Genomic DNA, 18,539 nt, shown 5'->3' with positions numbered 1-18,539 from the left:
GGGGATGGCGGCGCAGGAAGCGCTTTCCGGGCAAAGCCCTTGGGGACAGGCGGCCGTGATGTGAAACTCAGGGTCGCGAAAGCGCGAGGCAGTGACGGTCAGAAAAGGCCGGGCAGGTAAAGCACGGCCACGAAGGTGGCGCAAAGCGACAGCGCCCCGATCATGTCTTGCGCAAATTCGGTGGTCTCACGGGCAAAGAACGGGGTCGGACGGTGCTGCATCTCAGGTCTCCTTCCTGTTGCCCTTTTGTTCTCATGTTCCGCTGCATGCGTCAAGAACATTTTAAGAACTCTTAACCGACCTCGATCAGACGGATCGCCCGATCCTGCTCGGTGAGCCACATCAGCATCCGCGCCGCCTGCCCGCGCGGACTGACCAGACCCGGGTCATTGCTCAGCAAAAGCCGCGCATCGCTTTGCGCCATCGCCATCAGCCCGGCCTGCCGTTCCAGATCGGCGATGCGGAATTTCGGCAGCCCCGATTGCGCCGTGCCGATCACATCCCCTGCGCCCCGCATCGCAAGGTCTTCTTCCGCAATGCGAAATCCGTCCTCGCTGTCGCGCAGGATCGAGAGTCGCCGCTCACCGCCCTCGCTCAACGGTGCCTGATAGAGCATGAGACAGGTCGATTTCGCCGCCCCGCGCCCGACGCGCCCGCGCAGTTGGTGCAGCTGCGCCAGACCAAAGGTCTCGGCCCGCTCGATCACCATGATCGAGGCATTGGGCACGTTCACGCCCACCTCGATCACCGTCGTCGCGACCAGAACCCGGGTCTTTCCGTTAACGAACTCCGCCATCGCGGCATCCTTTTCGGCGGGCGGCAGCTGCCCATGCACCAGCCCGACGACACCCTCGCCCAGCACCATGCGCAGATGCGCGAAGCGCTCCTCAGCCGAGGCCAGATCGACATGCTCGCTTTCCTCGACCAGCGGACAGACCCAATAGGCCTGCCGCCCCTCGGCGACGGCGCGGGCAAGATGCGCAACCACCTCGCCGATGCGCGCGGTCGAAATCAGCGCCGTCGTCACCGGCTGCCGCCCGGGCGGCTTTTCGTCGAGCAGGCTCACATCCATGTCGCCATATTGCGCGAGCGCCAGCGAGCGCGGGATCGGCGTCGCCGTCATCACCAGCACATCGGCCATGTCGCCCTTGGCGCCCAGCTCCATCCGCTGCGCCACGCCAAAACGATGCTGCTCGTCGATGATGACCAGCCGGAGGTCCTGAAAAACCACGTCTTTCTGAAAGACCGCATGGGTGCCCAGCAAAATCTGGATCCGTCCCTCGAGCAGATCCGCAAGCTTGCGCGCCCGCTCCGCCCCCTTGTCCCGGCCGGTCAGAACCTCCATCCGCACCCCGGCGGCCTCGGCCAGCGTGCCGAGCCCTTCGAAATGCTGCCGCGCCAGAATTTCCGTGGGCGCCATCAGCACACCCTGCCCGCCTGCCTCGACAGCGGTGAGCAGCGCCAGAAACGCGACAAGCGTCTTGCCCGCACCGACATCGCCCTGCAGCAACCGGTTCATCCGGCTCGGCGCAGCCATGTCGGAAGCGATCTCCCGTGTCGCACGAAGCTGCGCGCCGGTTGGCTGAAACGGAAGCGATTTCAGTACTTTGCTGGTCAGTGCCCCAGTGCCCTCGGTCACCCGGCCCTTCGGATGCCGGGCCTGACGACGGGCCAAGGCCAAGGTCATCTGATGCGCAAACAGCTCGTCATAGGCGAGACGCTGCCGCGCAGGCGCGGTCGGTCCGGTATCCGCCTGCACCTGCGGCGCATGGGCCGCGCGCATCGCCTCGGCCCAATCGGGCCAGCCCTCGCGCGCCTTCAGCGCGGCATCGATCCATTCCGGCAGGTCGGGCAACCGGGTCAGCGCGCTCTCGGCCGCCTTCGCCATCACACGCTGCGTCACCCCGGCGGTCAGCGGATAGACCGGCTCGAACCGCGGCAGATTGTCGGCCTCAGCGAGCGGCAGGACATGATCGGGATGCACCATCTGCGCATACCCGTCGAAAAGTTCGAGCCGCCCCGAGACCAGCCGCCGCCCGCCCTTGGGCAGCAGTTTCTCCAGATAATCGCCGCGCGCGTGAAAGAAGACGAGGGTGAATTCCGCCCCCGCGCCATCGCGCACCAGCACCCGCGACGGACCGGATCGATTGCGCGCGGCCATGTGGCTCAGCACCTCGACCTCGACCGTCAGCGTCAGCGGCGGCGTCACATCGCGGATCGAGGCCACCGGACGGCGGTCGATCACCGCTTGCGGCAGCGTGAACAGCACATCGCGCGGGCGCGTAATGTCAAGGTTTTCCATGGCCTTGGCCGTCTTTGCGCCGATCCCGGGCAGGGTCTCGATCTCGGCAAAGAGCGGAAAAAGCGCGGCAGGCCGCCCCGTCATGTCGCCCCGATGAGGCTGATCCAGGCCTCCTCGTCGATCACCTTGACGCCCAGATCCGCGGCCTTCTTCGCCTTCGATCCGGCGCCCGGACCCGCAATCAGAATGTCGGTCTTGGCCGAGACCGAGCCCGCGACCTTGGCGCCAAGCGCCTCGGCCCGGGCTTTCGCTTCGGCGCGGGTCATGCGCTCGAGCGTGCCGGTAAAGACGACGGTCAGACCCGCCACCGGGCTGTCGGTCGCCCGCGGTGTGGCGGGCTCGACGCGCAGATGCGCGACAAGCCGGTCGATCGCGTCGCGTTCGGCGCCGGGATGGAAGGCCGCGGTCACCGAGGCGGCCAAGGTCTCGCCGACGCCATCGATGCTGAGCAGTTCCTGCCAGTCGGCGCTGTCGGGCCGGGCGGCGCTCATCGCGGCCTCGAAGCGCTCCCAGGTCAGGTAATGCGTGGCAAGAAGCGCCGCCGAGCTTTCGCCAACATGGCGGATGCCAAGCGCGAAGATCAGCCGGGCGAGCGGGATTTTCCGTTTTTCCTCAATGGCCTGAAACAGGTTCTGTGCAGATTTATCGCCCCAGCCCTCGCGGTTTTTCAGCTGTTGCAAACCGCTGCCGAAGCGTGCTTGCAGGGTGAAGATCTCGGCAGGTTCGCGGATCCAGCCGTCCTTGTAGAACGCCTCGACCTGCTTCGCACCCAGCCCCTCGATGTCGAAGGCCGCACGCGAGACGAAATGCTTCAGCTTCTCCACCGCCTGCGCCGGGCAGATCAGGCCGCCCGTGCAGCGGCGGACCGCATCGCCTTCCTCGCGGATCGCTTCGGACCCGCATTCAGGGCAAATATGCGGGAACACATAGGGTTGCGCCGAAGGATCGCGGCGGGACAGATCGACATCGGCCACCTTCGGGATCACGTCACCGGCGCGGTAGACCTGCACCCAATCGCCCTCGCGGATATCCTTGCCGTCGCGGATCACCGCGCCCTTCGAATCGCGCCCGGCAATATAGTCTTCATTGTGCAGCGTCGCGTTCGAGACGACGACGCCGCCGACGGTGACGGGCGCCAGCCGCGCGACAGGCGACAGCGCGCCGGTGCGGCCGACCTGAATCTCGATCTTTTCAAGCCGGGTCCAGGCAAGCTCGGCCGGGAATTTATGCGCGATCGCCCATCGCGGCGTGGTCGAACGAAAGCCGAGCCGCGCCTGAAGGGCAAGGTCGTTGACCTTGTAGACGACGCCATCGATGTCGTAGCCAAGCGTCGCGCGTTGCGCCTCAATTGTACGGTACTGGGTCAGCATCTCGCCCGTATCGGCGCACAGGCGCGTCAGCGGATTGGTCTGAAAGCCAAGCGTCTTGAGGCGTTCGATCGCGCCGAATTGCGTATCGGACAGCGGCTCGGACAGAGCCCCCCAAGAATAGGCAAAGAATTTCAAAGGCCTGGAGGCCGTGATCCGGGCGTCGAGCTGGCGCAGCGAGCCCGCGGCGGCATTGCGCGGATTGGCGAACGTCTTGTCACCCTGTTCGGTCTGCCGGGCATTCAGCGCCGCAAAATCGGCGTGGCTCATGTAGACCTCGCCGCGGACTTCCAGCACGGCGGGGGCGCCAGTCAGGCGGTGTGGAATGTCGGCAATCGTGCGGGCGTTTTCGGTGACATTCTCGCCCACTTCGCCATCACCCCGGGTCGCGGCCTGAACCAGAACGCCATTTTCGTAGCGCAGCGACAGCGACAAGCCGTCGATCTTGGGTTCCGCGGTGCAGGGCAAGGAGATCTCGGGGCCAAGCCCCAGATAACTGCGCATCCGCCCGTCGAAATCCGCCACATCCGCGTCCAGAAAGGCGTTTTCCAGACTGAGCATGCGAATCTCATGCGCAACCTTTCCGAACCCCTCGGCCACGGTTGCCCCGACTTTCGCCGTCGGGCTGTCGGGACGTGCCAATTCGGGAAACCGCGCTTCGATCGCCGCCAGACGACGCTTCAACGCATCGTAATCGGCATCCGAAATCTCGGGCGCATCGAGCGTGTGATAGGCGCTGTTGGCCGCTTCTATACGCGCAACAAGCGCGGGATACTCCGCCTCTGCTTCGGCGCGGGTCAGATTGTCCACGTCAGCTTGCGGCGTCGCACTCATCATCTTCTCCCTCCGGCTGCCCCAGATTTAGGGGCAGCCGCCGGGAGCGTCCAGAGAAAGCGGAAGAGATCAGGCGCCAACGACCATGCGGCGGTCGATATCGCCCTGATCCGGATCGCGCAGCACATAGCCACGGCCCCAGACGGTTTCGATGTAGTTTTCGCCACCGGTCACTTCGGCCAACTTCTTGCGCAGCTTGCAGATGAAGACGTCGATGATCTTCAGTTCCGGCTCATCCATGCCACCGTAGAGATGATTGAGGAACATCTCCTTGGTGAGGGTCGTGCCCTTGCGCAGGCTGAGCAGTTCCAGCATCTGGTATTCCTTGCCGGTCAGATGCACCGGCTTGCCGCCGACTTCCACTGTCTTGGCGTCAAGGTTCACCGAAATCTTGCCGGTGCGGATGATCGACTGCGAATGCCCCTTCGAGCGGCGGATGATCGCATGAATCCGCGCCACCAGCTCTTCCCGATGGAAGGGTTTCGTCATGTAATCATCGGCGCCAAAGCCGAAGCCCTTGATCTTGTTCTCGGTGTCATCGGCACCGGTCAGGATCAGAATCGGCGTATCGACCCGCGCCAGACGCAGCTGACGCAGCACCTCGAGCCCGTTCATGTCGGGCAGGTTCAGATCGAGCAGGATCAGGTCGTAATCATAGAGCTTCGCAAGGTCGATGCCTTCTTCACCAAGGTCGGTGCAGTAGACGTTGAGGTTGGCATGGGTCAGCATCAGCTCGATGCTGCGAGGGGTCGTTGGATCGTCCTCTACCAACAAAATCCGCATCCTGGGTTCTCCGCATTAATCCCTCGATCACCTTCGACCTTGGCACCAAATGGTTAACACGTAGTTACTGTCGCAGGATTTCGTTCATTTGCAACCTAAAGTTGTCTATACTTTTGAATAGCCGTAACTTTAAGTCCTGCGATGCCATGCTTCTTGACCGCTTCGGCCCAGATATCGAATTCTTCCTCCGATAAACCGTAACGTTCAAGTACTTCCGAACGACCAATCAGCCCATGCGTCACCGCATGCACGATGATCGCCTTGCGCGACGCCACCCAACGCCGCGTTTCTTTCGGCGGAAGGTCGGCACGGGTCAGAATCGTGCCATCCGGCAGCGTGACTGCGCGCGGTCCGTCGACTTTTTTCAGATACATGGGTTCACCCCCTCGTCTTCATGGGGGCAGAATGCGCGGCGGGCCTTAACGCTGGGTTTAGCCAAGGGTTGAGAGTAGATCGCATTTTCCTATATTCCTGCGGGTCTGGTTAAAGGACTGTTGCGATGCCGAAAGATCTCCCCCTGAATTCGCTGGGCCTGCCCAAGGCCCCGGCAGACACCCGCGTGGTCGTCGCCATGTCGGGCGGCGTCGACAGCTCGGTCGTGGCCGCGATGCTGAAGGAGGAAGGTTACGACGTGATCGGCGTGACCTTGCAGCTTTACGACCATGGCGCGGCGTTGGCGAAAAAGGGCGCCTGCTGTGCGGGGCAGGATATTCACGATGCCCGGCGCGTCGCGGAAGCCATGAGCTTTCCGCACTATGTCCTTGATTACGAAAACACTTTCCGTGAGGCCGTGATCGAGGAATTCGCCGATGCCTATCTGGCCGGGGCGACGCCCGTGCCCTGCATCCGCTGCAATGAGCGCGTCAAGTTCAAGGACCTGCTGGAGACGGCCAAGGACCTCGATGCCGATTGCATGGCGACCGGGCATTACATCCAGCGCAAGCTCGGGCCGCAGGGACCGGAGCTGCACAGCGCCGCCGATCCGATGCGCGATCAGAGCTATTTCCTGTTCTCGACCACACCCGAGCAGCTCGCCTTCCTGCGATTCCCGCTCGGTCATCTGCCCTCGAAAGCGGAAACTCGTAAACTTGCGGCCAGATTCGGTTTGGTTGTCGCAGACAAGCCCGACAGCCAGGACATCTGCTTTGTGCCGAACGGCAATTATGCGAGCGTGATCGAGAAGTTACGCCCGGGCGCCGCGGATCCGGGCGAGATCGTCGATCTGTCGGGGAAGGTGTTGGGGACTCACAAAGGTGTGATTCACTACACGATCGGCCAGCGCCGCGGCCTGGGCATCGGCGGCCTTGGGGATCATCCGCTTTACGTCGTCAAACTCGACCCGGAGACGCGTCGGGTGATCGTCGGACCGAAGGACGCGCTCGCCACGCGGCTGCTGCGGGTCGGCGAAATCAACTGGCTCGGCGATGCGCCCTTCGACAGCCAGCCGGAATGGGAGGTCTCGGTGCGGATCCGCTCGACCCGGGCGCCGCGTCCGGCGCTGGTGCGGCCGCTCTCGGCCACCACGGCCGAGGTCGAGCTGATCGAGGCCGAGGAAGGCGTCAGCCCCGGTCAGGCCTGCGTCTTTTACGAAACCGGCGGCAGCCGCATCTTCGGCGGTGGCTGGATCGTCAAGGCGTAACGCTAGCTCGCCGATCCGGCCCCGAAGAGGAACTCCGACAGCGCCTCGGTCAGGATCGGCTTTTGCAACACCGCAACGCCAAGCGCCCGCGCCTCTGCCGCCAGCTCCTCGCTGCGGTCGGCGGTGACGATCAGCGCGGGCACATCGCCCAGCCGCTCGCGCAGCACCGCCAGACAGTCGAGCCCGCTCATCCCCGCGCCCAGCTGATAGTCGATCAGACAGCGGTCGGGTACCAGCCCCGTGGCCTCGATCAGCTCCAGCGCCTCCTCGCCCGAGGGGACGTCCAGCACGCTCACCCCCCATTTTTCGAGCAACTGCACCATCGCGCGCGACAGCTCCGGGTCGTTCTCGATCAAGAGCACCACCAGTTCGCGCCCCTCGGCGTCACGGCCGATCCGCACCGCCTGCCCCGGCTCGGGCAGCGCCAGCGGCCGCGCGCCCGGCACCAGATCGAGCAGGAAGGTCGAGCCGCACCCCGGCTCCGAGCGCAGCGACAGCGGGTGGCCCAGAAGCGCCGCCGCCCGGTCGACGATGGCAAGGCCCAGCCCCATCCCCTCGGAGGCCGAGGCATGGGCGTCGATGCGCTGAAACTCGCGGAAGATCAGCTCCTGATGTTCCTCGGCGATGCCTTGGCCCGAATCGCGCACTTCGACCCGCCAAAGCCCGCCGCGCCGCCGTGCCGCGACCAGAATCGAGCCCTTGGCGGTGTAGCGGATCGCGTTCGAGATCAAATTCTGTAAAATCCGACGCAGATAGGCGCGGTCGGAAAACACCACCGCCTCGGTCGGGCGGACGCGCAGGCGCAACCCCTTGAGCGCCGCCGCCGGGGCAAATTCGTCGGCCAGTTGCCGGAACACCGGCCCAAGCGGCACGGCGCAAGGGTCAATCGCCGCCCGACCCGATTCGAGCCGCGAGATATCGAGCAGCGCGCCCAAAATCCCCTCGACCGACAGAAGCGCGTTCTGCGCCTTGTCGAGCGTGCGCCGCGCCGGCACGGTCAGCGCGTCATCGCCCAAGGACGCTAGATACAGCTTTGCCGCCGACAAGGGCTGCAACAGGTCATGGCTCGCCGCCGCCACGAATCGCGCGCGCGACGCATTCGCCCGCTCGGCACTCGCCAGCGCGTCTTCCAATTCGCAGGTGCGCTCGGTCACCCGCGCTTCCAGCGTCTCGTTCGCCCGGCTGAGTTCGGCCAGCGTCGAGCGCACCTCGGTGATGTCTTCGAGCGAGACGACGAAGCCGCCATCGGGCAATTCCTGCGCGAAGATCTCGTAGACCTGCCCGCCTTCGCGCGTCACCTCGATCTGAAAGGTCTCGATGCGCCGCGCGCGCCGCACCCAGTCCGACAATTGCCGCGCCGAATGGCCGCCCGGAAAGATGAACTGCCCGCGCACCTGTTCCAGAAGCGCATCGAAATGCATCCCCCGCCAAAGCCGGTTGCGCGGCAGGGTCAGGAATTCCGCCAGCCGCTCGTTCCAGACCAGAAGGTGCAGCCGCACGTCAAACAGGCACACCCCGATCTTCAGATGCTCAAGCGTCGGGCGCAGCACCGCGGCCTGATCGTCGAGCCGTCGCCCCCGCGCCTCGCGCTCGCGACGGATGAAATCGGTGACCTCGGTCTGCAGGATCACCGTGCCGCCCTCGCGGGTGCGGTGCTCCGAGACCTGCACCCAGCGATCCTCGCCCATCTGCTGGGTCAGGATGAAATGGTGCTGCTGGTGCCGCATCAGCCGCATCCGCACCCAGTCGTTCCGCGTCATCCCGTCGGGCATGCCCAGATGGCGCGAGCTTGCGGCGATCTCGACGTAACGGGTGAAGGTCAGCCCCGGCTGCATCTGCATGCGGATGTCGGGCAAGAGCCCGTTGAAGCGCGAATTGCACATCACCAGCACGTCGTTGGCGTCAAACAGCGCAAAGCCCTCCTGCACCGTCTCGATGGCGGACGCCAGATTGAGCCGCGCCGCCTCGGTTTCGCGATGTGCCTCGGCCAGTCGCGCGTTCGAGGCATTGAGCAGATCGAGCGCCCGCTCCAGATCGCGGGTGCGGTCGCGGACCTGCTCCTCCAGCATCGCCGCGCGTTCGAACTGCACCCAGGCGGCGCCGCGGTCCTCGGTGATTTCCTCGGCATGGCGGATCAGCGATCCGACGATGGTCAGAAGCTTCTCGTTCTGCCGTTCGGGCGTATCGCCGGGATTGACCAGCGCCCGGGCCGCCTGCAGGTCATCGGGGCTCATTTGCGGCCCTCGGGCGGGTAGAAGGCCAGCCCGGTGAGCGTCTGGTTCACATGCATCGCGCCCACCTGCTCGCCATAGGTCGACAGCCCCCAGACACCGTTTTGCATCAATACCTCGGAAATCTCGCGCGACAGCTGCCGCCCCTCGGCCTCGAGCCGCCGGAAGAAACAGTCAAAGGCAAGGATCACCGCCGGGCGGCCGTCTTCGGCAAGCCCCGCCATTTCCTCGCGCAGATGCGCCACCATGTCGACCGGCTCGGCCAAGGTCAGCACCAGCCCCTCGTCGATGGCGGAAAAGAAGGTCAGCCCGCCATCGGGCTCGACCTGCTGGATCGAGCGCACATGATGCCGCCCGCCCGCCCGCACCAGCAAAGGATGCGCGGCAAACAGGAACGGCGTCAGCTGCTCGGGCAGCATCCCCAGCGCGCGGGCATATTCCCGCGCCGCCGGTTCGTCGTTGATCCGCTCCACCAACCGTCGCGAGGGATCGGCGCGCGTCACCACCATCCGCCGCGCCGTCGGGCGCTGATGCGCAAAGCAGAACGGCCGCAATTCCCAGGCCGAGCGGATCAGCGTCAGCACCGCCGCATTCTCGCGCAGACCACCGCGGGCAAAGACCGGGGCATTCTCGAACCGGGCCGCATCGCCCGCCGAGCCGCCGACGACCGGCACCGCGCCCAAGCCCCCCGACAGCGCCGCGACCAGCGCATCCTCCTGCCCCGACAGCCCGTCGATCAAGAGCACCGCCGCCTCGTGGGTCCACTCGGGCACCCGCCGCCCCAATGCCTGCCGCGCCCGCAGAAGTTCGGCAATCAGCGCCCGCGGGTCGAGCGCATCAAGCCGTTCGATCAGCAACTGCTCGACCTCGAACCCGGCCGCAGGCAGGGCAAAGGCGACGATCTGGCCGCTGTCGTAGCCCTGTTCGGTGATCTCGCCCGAGGTGGAACAGCCGCAGACCCGCGCCGTGCCGAAGACGCTGGGCGCCTGCGCGGCAAGCGCCGCCAGATCGGCCTCGGGGCTGGCAAACAGGAAGACCTGCGCAAAAGGCCCGGGGCCAAGCGCACGCGCCAGTCGCGGCAGGGCATCGGGCAGCGCGGCCGGAACCGCCGCGCGCGCAGGCGTTGCTGCGGCTGGCCCACGCCACAAGCCGCTGTCGGGATGATCCATCGCAGCCTCCTCCTGCCGCTATGGCGTCTCAACTCTTGCGTGCAGACTACGGCTTGCGCCACCCTTCGGGCAAGGGCGCAGTGATCTGCGCTTCCCGCGCGAGCAACACCGCCTGCGTGCGCGAATAGACCCCAAGTTTGCGCATGATCGCCGTCACATGCGCCTTCACCGTGGTTTCCGCGATCGACAGGTCATAGGCGATCTGCTTGTTCATCTTGCCCGCGCAGATCTGTTCCAGAATATTCGCCTGCTGCCGGGTGAGCAGGCTCAGGCGCCGGATCGCCTCGTCCTGCGGGCTCATGCCGTCGCCGGTGGCCAGGCTGTCCCCGGTCGATTCCGGCACGAAGATCTCGCCGCGCGCGATGGCGGCAAAGGCGAGGCGAAAGAGTTCGCGGCGCGAATGCTTCGGCACGAAGCCCGCCGCCCCGGCCGAGATCGCCGCGCGGATCACCCGCGGATCATCGATCGAGGAGACGACGACGATCGGCATCTCGGGCGCGGCTTGGCGCAGCCGCATCAGCCCGTCGAGACCGTTCACGTCGGGCAGGTTGAGGTCGAGCACCAATATGTCGGCCGGCGCGCCCGCGGCGGTTTCGACCCGGGCCAGCGCGGTTTCCAGACTGTCGGCGCTGTCGATATCCTCGATCCCGGCCACGGCCTGCAACGTCATCGCCAGCGCATCGCAAAACAGCGGGTGATCATCGACGATCAGCGCCGAGCGAAAATCGGTGCGCGGGCTGGCGGCGGCGGCGGGTTCCGGGGTCATCGGGCCTGTCCTGTCTTGATGCGCCGTTTTGCGGCGCGACGTGTAAAGCTACCCTAACAACCCTGGGGCCGGGGCCGTATTGTCCAATGGTCGCATTGGCCTGCCCGAATGGGAAGCGCGCCCGGGTTGCCCCGGACGCCCTCTCGCCGTAGCGGAACCTCAGCCCCCTCGGTTCGCCCCCCTCAATTGACAGAGGCGAGCTGCTTGGGCAGGCGGAAGGTCCAGACCGTGCCGCCCTGGTTCAGATAGTTGACGCGCTTGGCCACTTCGCCGCCCCAGAGCGGCACCGCGCCGCCCCACCCCGAGATTACCGACACATATTGTTCGCCGTCCTGTTCCCAGGTGATCGGCTGACCGACGATGCCCGACCCGGTCTGGAACGACCACAGCTTCTCGCCGGTTTCGGCGTCAAAGGCCATGAAGTCGCCCTCGGGGTTGCCAGCAAAGACCAGCTTGCCCGCGGTGGTCATCACGCCGCCCCAAAGCGGCGCGTCGTTCTTGTATTCCCACTTCACCTCGCCCGTATTCGGATCGATCGCCTTCAGCGAGCCGATGTAATCCTCAAACAGCGGCTTGATCGTGAAGCCCGCGCCCAGATAGGCCGCGCCCTTCTTGTAGTTGATCGGCTCGTTCCAGATATCCATGCCCCATTCGTTCGAGGGCACGTAGAACAGGCCCGTGGTCTGGCTGTAGGCCATCGGCATCCAGTTCTTGCCGCCAAGGAAGGACGGCACGGCGAAGACCTGCTGGCCCTTGCCCTCTTCGGCGGCGGGGTTCGGCGCGCCGGGGCGGTTCTCTTCGTTGTAGATCGGCCGACCATCCTTGCCGATGCCCTTGGCCCAGCTGATGTTCTTCACAAACGGCCAGGCGTTGACGAAAGCGCCGTCCTGACGGTTCAGCACGTAGAAGAAGCCGTTGCGGTCGGCGGTGGCGTAGCGCTTCTGGCCGTCCTTGTCGACGAAGCCCACGACCTCGTTCACCCCGTCAAAGTCCCAGCCTTCGCGCGGGGTGGTCTGGAAGTGCCACTTGATCTCGCCGGTTTTCGGATCAAGCCCGATGCGCGAGGCGGCGTAAAGGTTGTCGCCCTTGTTGCCCTCGACCGGCGTGCCGGCGTTGCGCAGGTGGCTGTTCCAGGGCGCCGGGTTGCCCGCACCGAAGATGATCGTGTCGGTGTCGGCATCATAGGAGCCTCCAAGCCAGGTGGCACCGCCGCCCGTCTTCCACAGATCGCCCGGCCAGGTCGCATTCAGCGTGCCGGTCATCGTCGAGGGCTTGCCCTTGTAGGTGCCCATGTTGCCTTCGATCGTCGGACGGGTCCAGACCAGCTCGCCCGTCTCGGCGTCGCGCGCCTGCACTTCGCCGACGATGCCGAATTCACCGCCCGAGTTGCCGGTGATGACAAGCCCGTTCACGACCAGCGGCGCGGCGGTGTAGCTGTAGCCTTCCTTGTAATCGGCGATCTTCTTGTTCCACTTGACCGAGCCGGTCTTGCGGTCGAGCGCGACGATGCGCGCGTCAAGCGTGCCGAAATACACGTTGTCGCCATAGATCGCGGCGCCGCGGTTGATCACGTCGCAGCAGGGCAGGATGCCCTCGGGCAGACGCGCATCGAACTGCCACAGTTCCTTGCCGGTGTGGATGTCCACCGCGTAAAGCCGCGAATACGACCCGGTGATATACATGATGCCGTCATAGACGATCGGCTGGCTTTCCTGTCCGCGCTGCTTCTCGCCGCCAAGGCTGAAGGCCCAGGCCGGGACGAGGTTCTTGACGTTGTCGCGGTTGAGCGTGGTGAGCGGGCTGAAGCGCTGCAGATCGCGCCCCATGCCGTTCGTCACGACGTTCTCGGCACTTTGCTGGTCATTGCGCAGATCGTCTTCGGTCACCCCGCCCGCCTGGGCGGTTCCGAAGCAGGTCAAGGCCACCACCGCGGCCAGAACGAAACGGTTCATGTTCATTGCTCCTCCCTGTTATCCGATCACGCCCCGCAAAGGTCTGATCACGGCTTCGGGAAGTATCGGCGAGGCGCGGGGTTTGCGGGTATTGTCCATTGGTCTTACGACCCGTGGCGCGAAGCCGATTTAAGGGCAAACGGAAAGGCCGCGTCGAGGGACGCGGCCAATTCAGATCGGACCGAAGCCACCCGTCTCAGGGCTGCAGGCTGGCCAGATATTCGACGATGAAATCCTGCACCGTCGGATCGGTGATGCCGACATGGCGCATTTTCGTGCCCGGCACGAGCTGGTCATTCGCTTCCATCCAGGCGCGGATCGCGCCCTTCGTCCAGACGAAGCCCGAGGCGGCGAGCGCCTTCGAATAGGGATAGCCCGGGAAGGTCCCGGCGCGGCGCCCAACAACGCCCTCGAGCAGCGGCCCGTAGCTTTTCTTGTCGGCATCGACCGAGTGGCAGCGGTGGCAATTGGCGTCGAAGAACTGACGCCCGGCATCGATCTTGATGCGTTGCGTCGGATCGGCCTGAGCCGTCTGCGCGAATGCCGCGGCCAACACGGCGGCAAGGATGATGCTTTGTCTCATGGCCAACTCTCCTGATCATTCGGGGCTAGTCTAATCCGCTTGCCGCACCCTCGGTTGATCTTCATCAAATGCGCCATTGGACTTTGGTCGAAGGTAAGGACGAAACCAGAGACTTAGCCCTGCGGCATGTAGTGCCCTTCATCCGCATCGGGCGTCACCGCGCGCCAATCGTAGCCCGCGCGCTGCAACCGCTTCGCATCGCCAAGCCCCGCGGCGGCGGCCTGATCGACGAAGTGCCGCCCCGCCTCGGGGTCGCGGGCAATGCCGCGCCCGCGCAACAGATCCAGCCCGCGGTTGAACAATCCGATCGGATCGCCCGCTTCGGCCGCCTGCCGGTTCCAGTCGGCCGCCGCCGCCGGATCCTCGGGACCGCCGAGCCCGTTGTCGTCAAGCTGGCTCATCCAGGTCATCGCGCCGGTCCAGCCCCGCTGGGCGCACAGGCCAAAGACCTCGCGCGCGGCGCGGTGATCGCCCGATTTCGTCATGTAATAGCCGCTTGCGCAATTCGTCATCGAGGTCTCGCCCCGTTCGACATCGCGCAACACCCGCTCAAGGCTCATCTCGGGCGGGTTCAGATCGCCCTGCCCCGCCTCCTCGGCGCGCAGGGCACCGGCCATCGCCAGCACAAGACCACCACACACAAGGATCATCCGCATCGGGCACCTCCGGGCTTTCGGACAGGCTAGCACGGGGCCGGTTTCGCCCGCCCTAGACCTTGGTCGTATTGCGCCTGCGCCCGCGCAGGGGAAGCCTGACCGCAGGGGGAAGAGCATGAAAAACCTTGTCGCATCCGCATTTCTGGTGCTGGCGTCGCAACCGCTTTGCGCCGAGACGATCCGGCTGGATTGGCTCGAACGTCAGGTGGAGCCGCCGCCGGTGCTCTCGAACCTCGCGGGCGATCCGGCCGATCTGGGCCTTGCGGGCGCGCGGCTCAGCGTGACCGACATCGCGACGACCGGCAAGTTCCTCAAGATCGACTGGGACTTGCACGAAACCGTGGTGTCGCCTGCCGACGACTTCCTGACGGCCGCGAAAAAGACGCTCGCCGAGGGCGCCAAGGTGCTGATCGTGCGCGCGCCTGCCGCCGATCTTCTGGCGCTCGCCGATCTGCCCGAGGCCAAGGGGGCGCTGATCTTCAACACCTCCGCCCCCGATCAACGGCTGCGCGATGAAGACTGCCGGGCGAATGTGCTGCATGCGATCCCGTCGCTGGCGATGCGCACCGATGCGCTGGCGCAGATGCTGCTGAAAAAGGGCTGGGGACATCTGGCGCTGATCACCGGCCCGCAGCCCGAGGACCGCGCCTTTGCCGACGCCCTGAAAGCGAGCCTGACCAAGTTCGGCCTGTCGCTGGCGGGCGAAAAGGACTGGCCGCTCACCTCCGACATGCGCCGCTCTGGCGCGGCCGAGGTGCCGCTCTTCACGCAAGATCTGCGCGATCACGACGTGCTGCTGGTCGCCGACGAACGCGGCGATTTCGCCCGCTACATCCCTTTCAACACCTGGCTGCCCCGACCGGTCGCAGGCTCGGAAGGGTTGAGTGCGAAAGGCTGGACCGAGGTGGTCGAGGATTACGGCGCCGCGCAGTTGCAAGACCGCTTCCGTGTCGCGGCCAACCGCCCGATGCAGGACGAGGATTTCGCCGCCTGGGTCGCCGTCGCCGCCATTTCGGATGCGCGCACGCGGGCGGGCAAGGCCGATCCGGCGACGCTGCGCAGCTTCCTTCTGTCGGACAAGGCCCGCATCGCCGCCTTTCTGGGTCAACCGGTCAGCTTCCGCCCCTGGGACGGGCAGATGCGCCAGCCGATACCGCTCGTCACGGACCGCGCCGTGGTGGCGATGGCCCCGCTCGAGGGCTTCCTGCATGCCGAAAACGAGCTCGACACGCTCGGCACCGACCGCCCCGAAACCCTTTGCAAAGCCTTCGGAGCCACCCCATGATCCGCGCCCTGCTGCTTTCGACCCTGCTTGCCACGCCCGCCTTGGCCGATGAAATCTGGGTGACGAACGAATCCGATGACACGGTCAGCGTGATCGACGTGGCCACACTCGCCGTGAAAGCCACCTACCCCACCGGCGAGCGCCCGCGCGGCATCACCTTTTCCCGCGATTTCAAGAAGCTCTACATCTGCGCCTCGGACAGTGACGCGGTCGAGGTGATGGACCCCGAGACGGGTGCGATCCTGCACGACCTGCCCTCGGGCGAAGACCCCGAACAGTTCGTGCTCGCCCCCGATGACAAGCTGCTGTACATCGCGAACGAGAATGACGCGGTGACGACCGTCGTCGACACGCAAAGCCGCAAGGTCGTGGCGCAGATCGATGTCGGCGTCGAACCCGAGGGGATGGGGATTTCCCCTGACGGCAAGGTGCAGGTCACCACCTCGGAAACCACCAACATGGCGCATTGGATCGACACGACGACGCATCAGATTGTCGCGAACAGCCTTGTCGACAGCCGCCCCCGCCATGCCGAGTTCTCGCCCGATGGGGCGGAGCTTTGGGTCAGCGCCGAAATCGGCGGCACGGTGACGGTGTTCGATGCCGCAACCCAGACCGAGAAGGGCAAGATTGCCTTCGAAATTCCCGGCATCCGGCCGGAAAAGATCCAGCCTGTCGGGATGCTCTTCTCGCCCGACCGGACCAAGGTCTTCGTCGCGCTCGGCCCGGCCAACCATGTCGCGGTGATCGACGCGAAGACGTTCACGGTCGAGCGCTATCTGATGGTCGGCCGCCGCGTCTGGCATCTGGCGCTTTCGCCCGACGGCACGAAGCTTTTCACCACGAACGGCGTTTCGGGCGATGTGACGGTGATCGATGTCGCCGCGCTCGAACCTCTGGCCACGATCAAGGTCGGCCGTTTTCCCTGGGGTGCCGCCGCGCGCCCGACCCCGAATTGAGGTTTGCCCATGCGTTTTCTGATTGCCCTTGCGCTCCTCCTCGGCCTTGCCGCCACCGCCGCCTTTGCCGAGAGTGACGGTGACGAGGCCCCGCCAGCCGGGCTTCTGGCCGCGGGCAACAAGGAAAAGCTGCCCGAGGTGATGCTCTCGGTCGGCGAACCTATGGGCGGGCCGTGGGTGCTGAAATCCGGTACCTATTATACGGTCAAGATCACCTCGGACGGCTCGGGCGAGATCGGGCTGACGGGCGCGGATTTCTTCCACGCCGTCTGGGTCGATGAAGTGGTGATCGAGGGGCTCGAAGTGCGGCCGATGGGCCTGCAGTCGGTCGAATTCGACGAGCCGGGGACGATGAAGATCACCTTCATCGCGGTGAAACCCGGCCAATATGCGCTGATGATCCCGGGTTCGACCGGCGCCGATCAGCGTCTGGCGATCACCATTGAGTAAGCCCGCCCTTTCCGTCGCGGGGCTGAGCCACCGCTGGGGCGCGAAAACCGCGCTGGACGACGTCCGCTTCAGCCTTCCGCCGGGGCGGTTTTGCGCGCTCTTGGGGCCGAACGGGGCGGGCAAATCGACCCTGATGGCGGTGTTGACCGGGCTGATCCGGCCCCGCGCCGGCGCCGTCACCGTGGCGGGCGTCGACATGGGCCGCAGCCCGCGCGCGGCCTTGGCCGGGATCGGGGTCGTCTTTCAGCAACCGACCCACGATCTGGACCGGACCGTGGCCGCCAACCTGCGCTATTTCGCAGCGCTGCAAGGGCTTGGCCGCGCCGAGACCGAGGCCCGGATCAACGAGGCCCTCGCCCGTCTGGGCATGGCCGAGCGGGCGGGCGAGAAGGTCGGCAAGCTCAACGGCGGGCATCGGCGGCGGATGGAGATTGCCCGCGCGCTGCTGCATCGCCCGCGGCTTCTGCTCCTTGACGAGCCGACGGTGGGGCTGGATGCGCCCGCGCGCGCCGCGATCACCGCGCATGTGCATGATCTTGCGGCGCAGGGCATCACCGTGCTTTGGGCGACGCATCTGGTTGATGAATTGCGCGACAGCGACGAGATGGTGCTGCTGCACCGCGGACGCGTTGCCGCTGCGGGTGCGGTCGGTGCCTTGCGCGGCACAGTGCCCCTGCCAGACTGGTTTCTGGCGCAGACCGGAGCCGCCGCATGAGCGCCCTTCGCGCCGCGGGCGCGATCATGACCCGCGAACTCGCCCGTTTCCTGAGCCAGCGCGAGCGGTTCTTTGCCGCCCTTGTCCGCCCGCTGGTCTGGCTCTTCGTTTTTGCCGCAGGCTTTCGCGCCGCTTTGGGCATGTCGATCATCCCACCCTATCGCACCTACATCCCCTACGAGACCTACATCGCCCCGGGGCTCTGCGGGATGATCTTGCTGTTTTCCGCCATGCAAAGCTCGCTCTCGCTGGTGAACGACCGCGAAAGCGGCACGATGCGGCTGATGCTGACAGCACCTTGGCCGCGCTGGTTTCTGCTTGGGGCGAAGCTGGTCGCGGGGGCGCTGGTGGGGCTCGTGCAGGTCGCGGCCTTTCAGGGCATAGCCTGGGCCTATGGCATCCATCTGCCGCCCTTGGGCTACCTTGCCGCCCTGCCCGCGCTCGCGCTTTCGGGGCTGATGCTCGGATCGCTCGGCCTGCTGTTGTCGGCCCGGGTCCGGCAGCTGGAAAACTTCGCCGGGGTGATGAATTTCGTGATTTTCCCGATGTTCTTCCTGTCCTCGGCGCTTTACCCGATCTGGAAGATGCAGGAGGCCTCGCCCTGGCTCGCCTGGATCTGTCGGCTCAACCCCTTCACCCATGCGGTCGAGCTGATCCGGTTCGCGCTTTATCTGCAGCTGAATGCGGTGTCGCTGGCGGTGACCGCGGCGGCGGCGGCGGTGTTCTTCGCGCTCGCGCTTTGGGGCTATGAACCCGCGCGGACAAGGCCGCCGAAGGGGGAATGACCCGACTTGGCCGAGGCCATCGCCGAGGCCATGCGCGCCACAGGCCCAGTGACCGCCGAGGGC

Annotated in this window: 17 protein-coding genes; 6 read left to right on the top strand and 11 right to left on the bottom strand. The window is 65.7% G+C overall.

What is annotated here, in order from left to right:
- Positions 1 to 98: 98 nt before the first annotated feature.
- From C8J30_RS19215 to sciP, 5 genes are all read right to left on the bottom strand, one after another.
- The gene (locus C8J30_RS19215) at positions 99 to 221 is read right to left on the bottom strand and encodes a hypothetical protein (protein ID WP_281269354.1); all 123 of its coding nucleotides are present in this window, start codon (positions 219 to 221) and stop codon (positions 99 to 101) included.
- A gap of 71 nt (positions 222 to 292) precedes the next feature.
- Entirely contained in the window at positions 293 to 2,386 is a 2,094-nt protein-coding gene (recG, locus tag C8J30_RS01575) for an ATP-dependent DNA helicase RecG (protein WP_110803965.1), read from the bottom strand.
- A complete protein-coding gene (gene ligA / locus C8J30_RS01570; protein ID WP_245909680.1) occupies positions 2,383 to 4,503 on the bottom strand; it encodes an NAD-dependent DNA ligase LigA in 2,121 nt (706 codons plus the stop codon). Before ligA ends, recG begins: the two co-directional genes overlap by 4 nt.
- A 69-nt stretch (positions 4,504 to 4,572) precedes the next feature.
- Positions 4,573 to 5,286: a response regulator transcription factor CtrA gene (gene ctrA / locus C8J30_RS01565; RefSeq protein WP_110803963.1), complete on the bottom strand. Its 714-nt coding sequence runs from the start codon at positions 5,284 to 5,286 to the stop codon at positions 4,573 to 4,575.
- A 95-nt stretch (positions 5,287 to 5,381) separates the two neighbouring features.
- Complete coding sequence (gene sciP, locus C8J30_RS01560; protein WP_013067386.1) at positions 5,382 to 5,660, bottom strand: CtrA inhibitor SciP; 279 nt, start codon at positions 5,658 to 5,660, stop codon at positions 5,382 to 5,384.
- Positions 5,661 to 5,785: 125 nt separating this feature from the next.
- Between sciP and mnmA the strand changes: the two genes are divergently transcribed.
- Positions 5,786 to 6,925, top strand: a complete 1,140-nt coding sequence (gene mnmA, locus C8J30_RS01555; protein ID WP_110803962.1) for a tRNA 2-thiouridine(34) synthase MnmA — start codon at positions 5,786 to 5,788, stop codon at positions 6,923 to 6,925.
- A gap of 2 nt (positions 6,926 to 6,927) precedes the next feature.
- Here mnmA and C8J30_RS01550 read toward each other — a convergent pair whose 3' ends face one another.
- The 6 genes from C8J30_RS01550 to C8J30_RS01525 all read right to left on the bottom strand — a co-directional run bounded on the left by C8J30_RS01550 (position 6,928) and on the right by C8J30_RS01525 (position 14,282).
- Positions 6,928 to 9,159: a hybrid sensor histidine kinase/response regulator gene (locus C8J30_RS01550; RefSeq protein WP_110803961.1), complete on the bottom strand. Its 2,232-nt coding sequence runs from the start codon at positions 9,157 to 9,159 to the stop codon at positions 6,928 to 6,930.
- Positions 9,156 to 10,325 carry an FIST N-terminal domain-containing protein gene (locus tag C8J30_RS01545; protein ID WP_110803960.1) on the bottom strand — a complete coding sequence of 390 codons (1,170 nt, stop codon included), beginning with the start codon at positions 10,323 to 10,325 and terminating at the stop codon, positions 9,156 to 9,158. The genes C8J30_RS01550 and C8J30_RS01545 overlap by 4 nt, the downstream gene beginning before the upstream one ends.
- A gap of 46 nt (positions 10,326 to 10,371) precedes the next feature.
- Positions 10,372 to 11,091, bottom strand: a complete 720-nt coding sequence (locus tag C8J30_RS01540) for a response regulator (protein WP_110803959.1) — start codon at positions 11,089 to 11,091, stop codon at positions 10,372 to 10,374.
- A gap of 182 nt (positions 11,092 to 11,273) precedes the next feature.
- Positions 11,274 to 13,043, bottom strand: coding sequence for a PQQ-dependent methanol/ethanol family dehydrogenase (locus C8J30_RS01535; RefSeq protein WP_110804278.1), 1,770 nt, complete (start codon positions 13,041 to 13,043; stop codon positions 11,274 to 11,276).
- A 196-nt stretch (positions 13,044 to 13,239) separates the two neighbouring features.
- On the bottom strand, positions 13,240 to 13,626 hold the full coding sequence (locus C8J30_RS01530) for a c-type cytochrome (RefSeq protein WP_110803958.1): 387 nt from the start codon (positions 13,624 to 13,626) through the stop codon (positions 13,240 to 13,242).
- A 113-nt stretch (positions 13,627 to 13,739) separates the two neighbouring features.
- Positions 13,740 to 14,282 (bottom strand): tetratricopeptide repeat protein, encoded by a 543-nt coding sequence (locus C8J30_RS01525; protein WP_110803957.1) that lies wholly within the window; start codon positions 14,280 to 14,282, stop codon positions 13,740 to 13,742.
- A 115-nt stretch (positions 14,283 to 14,397) separates the two neighbouring features.
- Here C8J30_RS01525 and C8J30_RS01520 point away from each other — a divergent pair, with 115 nt between their 5' ends.
- The 5 genes from C8J30_RS01520 to C8J30_RS01500 are packed head-to-tail and all read left to right on the top strand — an operon-like array spanning position 14,398 to position 18,476.
- Positions 14,398 to 15,567 (top strand): ABC transporter substrate-binding protein, encoded by a 1,170-nt coding sequence (locus C8J30_RS01520; RefSeq protein WP_110803956.1) that lies wholly within the window; start codon positions 14,398 to 14,400, stop codon positions 15,565 to 15,567.
- Positions 15,564 to 16,526 (top strand): YVTN family beta-propeller repeat protein, encoded by a 963-nt coding sequence (locus tag C8J30_RS01515; RefSeq protein WP_110803955.1) that lies wholly within the window; start codon positions 15,564 to 15,566, stop codon positions 16,524 to 16,526. Before C8J30_RS01520 ends, C8J30_RS01515 begins: the two co-directional genes overlap by 4 nt.
- A 9-nt stretch (positions 16,527 to 16,535) precedes the next feature.
- Positions 16,536 to 16,976, top strand: a complete 441-nt coding sequence (locus C8J30_RS01510) for a cupredoxin domain-containing protein (protein ID WP_110803954.1) — start codon at positions 16,536 to 16,538, stop codon at positions 16,974 to 16,976.
- A complete protein-coding gene (locus C8J30_RS01505; protein ID WP_181420732.1) occupies positions 16,969 to 17,691 on the top strand; it encodes an ATP-binding cassette domain-containing protein in 723 nt (240 codons plus the stop codon). Before C8J30_RS01510 ends, C8J30_RS01505 begins: the two co-directional genes overlap by 8 nt.
- Positions 17,688 to 18,476 (top strand): ABC transporter permease, encoded by a 789-nt coding sequence (locus tag C8J30_RS01500; RefSeq protein ID WP_110803952.1) that lies wholly within the window; start codon positions 17,688 to 17,690, stop codon positions 18,474 to 18,476. Before C8J30_RS01505 ends, C8J30_RS01500 begins: the two co-directional genes overlap by 4 nt.
- The last annotated feature ends 63 nt before the right edge of the window (positions 18,477 to 18,539 follow it).

This window comes from Rhodobacter viridis (assembly GCF_003217355.1).
Lineage (GTDB): Bacteria > Pseudomonadota > Alphaproteobacteria > Rhodobacterales > Rhodobacteraceae > Rhodobacter > Rhodobacter viridis.
The sequence above is the reverse complement of the archived record's forward strand: the minus strand, read 5'-3'. Positions and strand labels throughout refer to the sequence as shown.

Coding starts and splice junctions, on each gene's coding strand:
- C8J30_RS19215 (WP_281269354.1), bottom strand. CDS start 221: ATGCAGCACCGTCCGACCCCGTTCTTTGCCCGTGAGACCACCGAATTT.
- recG (WP_110803965.1), bottom strand. CDS start 2,386: ATGACGGGGCGGCCTGCCGCGCTTTTTCCGCTCTTTGCCGAGATCGAG.
- ligA (WP_245909680.1), bottom strand. CDS start 4,503: ATGAGTGCGACGCCGCAAGCTGACGTGGACAATCTGACCCGCGCCGAA.
- ctrA (WP_110803963.1), bottom strand. CDS start 5,286: ATGCGGATTTTGTTGGTAGAGGACGATCCAACGACCCCTCGCAGCATC.
- sciP (WP_013067386.1), bottom strand. CDS start 5,660: ATGTATCTGAAAAAAGTCGACGGACCGCGCGCAGTCACGCTGCCGGAT.
- mnmA (WP_110803962.1), top strand. CDS start 5,786: ATGCCGAAAGATCTCCCCCTGAATTCGCTGGGCCTGCCCAAGGCCCCG.
- C8J30_RS01550 (WP_110803961.1), bottom strand. CDS start 9,159: ATGAGCCCCGATGACCTGCAGGCGGCCCGGGCGCTGGTCAATCCCGGC.
- C8J30_RS01545 (WP_110803960.1), bottom strand. CDS start 10,325: ATGGATCATCCCGACAGCGGCTTGTGGCGTGGGCCAGCCGCAGCAACG.
- C8J30_RS01540 (WP_110803959.1), bottom strand. CDS start 11,091: ATGACCCCGGAACCCGCCGCCGCCGCCAGCCCGCGCACCGATTTTCGC.
- C8J30_RS01535 (WP_110804278.1), bottom strand. CDS start 13,043: ATGAACCGTTTCGTTCTGGCCGCGGTGGTGGCCTTGACCTGCTTCGGA.
- C8J30_RS01530 (WP_110803958.1), bottom strand. CDS start 13,626: ATGAGACAAAGCATCATCCTTGCCGCCGTGTTGGCCGCGGCATTCGCG.
- C8J30_RS01525 (WP_110803957.1), bottom strand. CDS start 14,282: ATGCGGATGATCCTTGTGTGTGGTGGTCTTGTGCTGGCGATGGCCGGT.
- C8J30_RS01520 (WP_110803956.1), top strand. CDS start 14,398: ATGAAAAACCTTGTCGCATCCGCATTTCTGGTGCTGGCGTCGCAACCG.
- C8J30_RS01515 (WP_110803955.1), top strand. CDS start 15,564: ATGATCCGCGCCCTGCTGCTTTCGACCCTGCTTGCCACGCCCGCCTTG.
- C8J30_RS01510 (WP_110803954.1), top strand. CDS start 16,536: ATGCGTTTTCTGATTGCCCTTGCGCTCCTCCTCGGCCTTGCCGCCACC.
- C8J30_RS01500 (WP_110803952.1), top strand. CDS start 17,688: ATGAGCGCCCTTCGCGCCGCGGGCGCGATCATGACCCGCGAACTCGCC.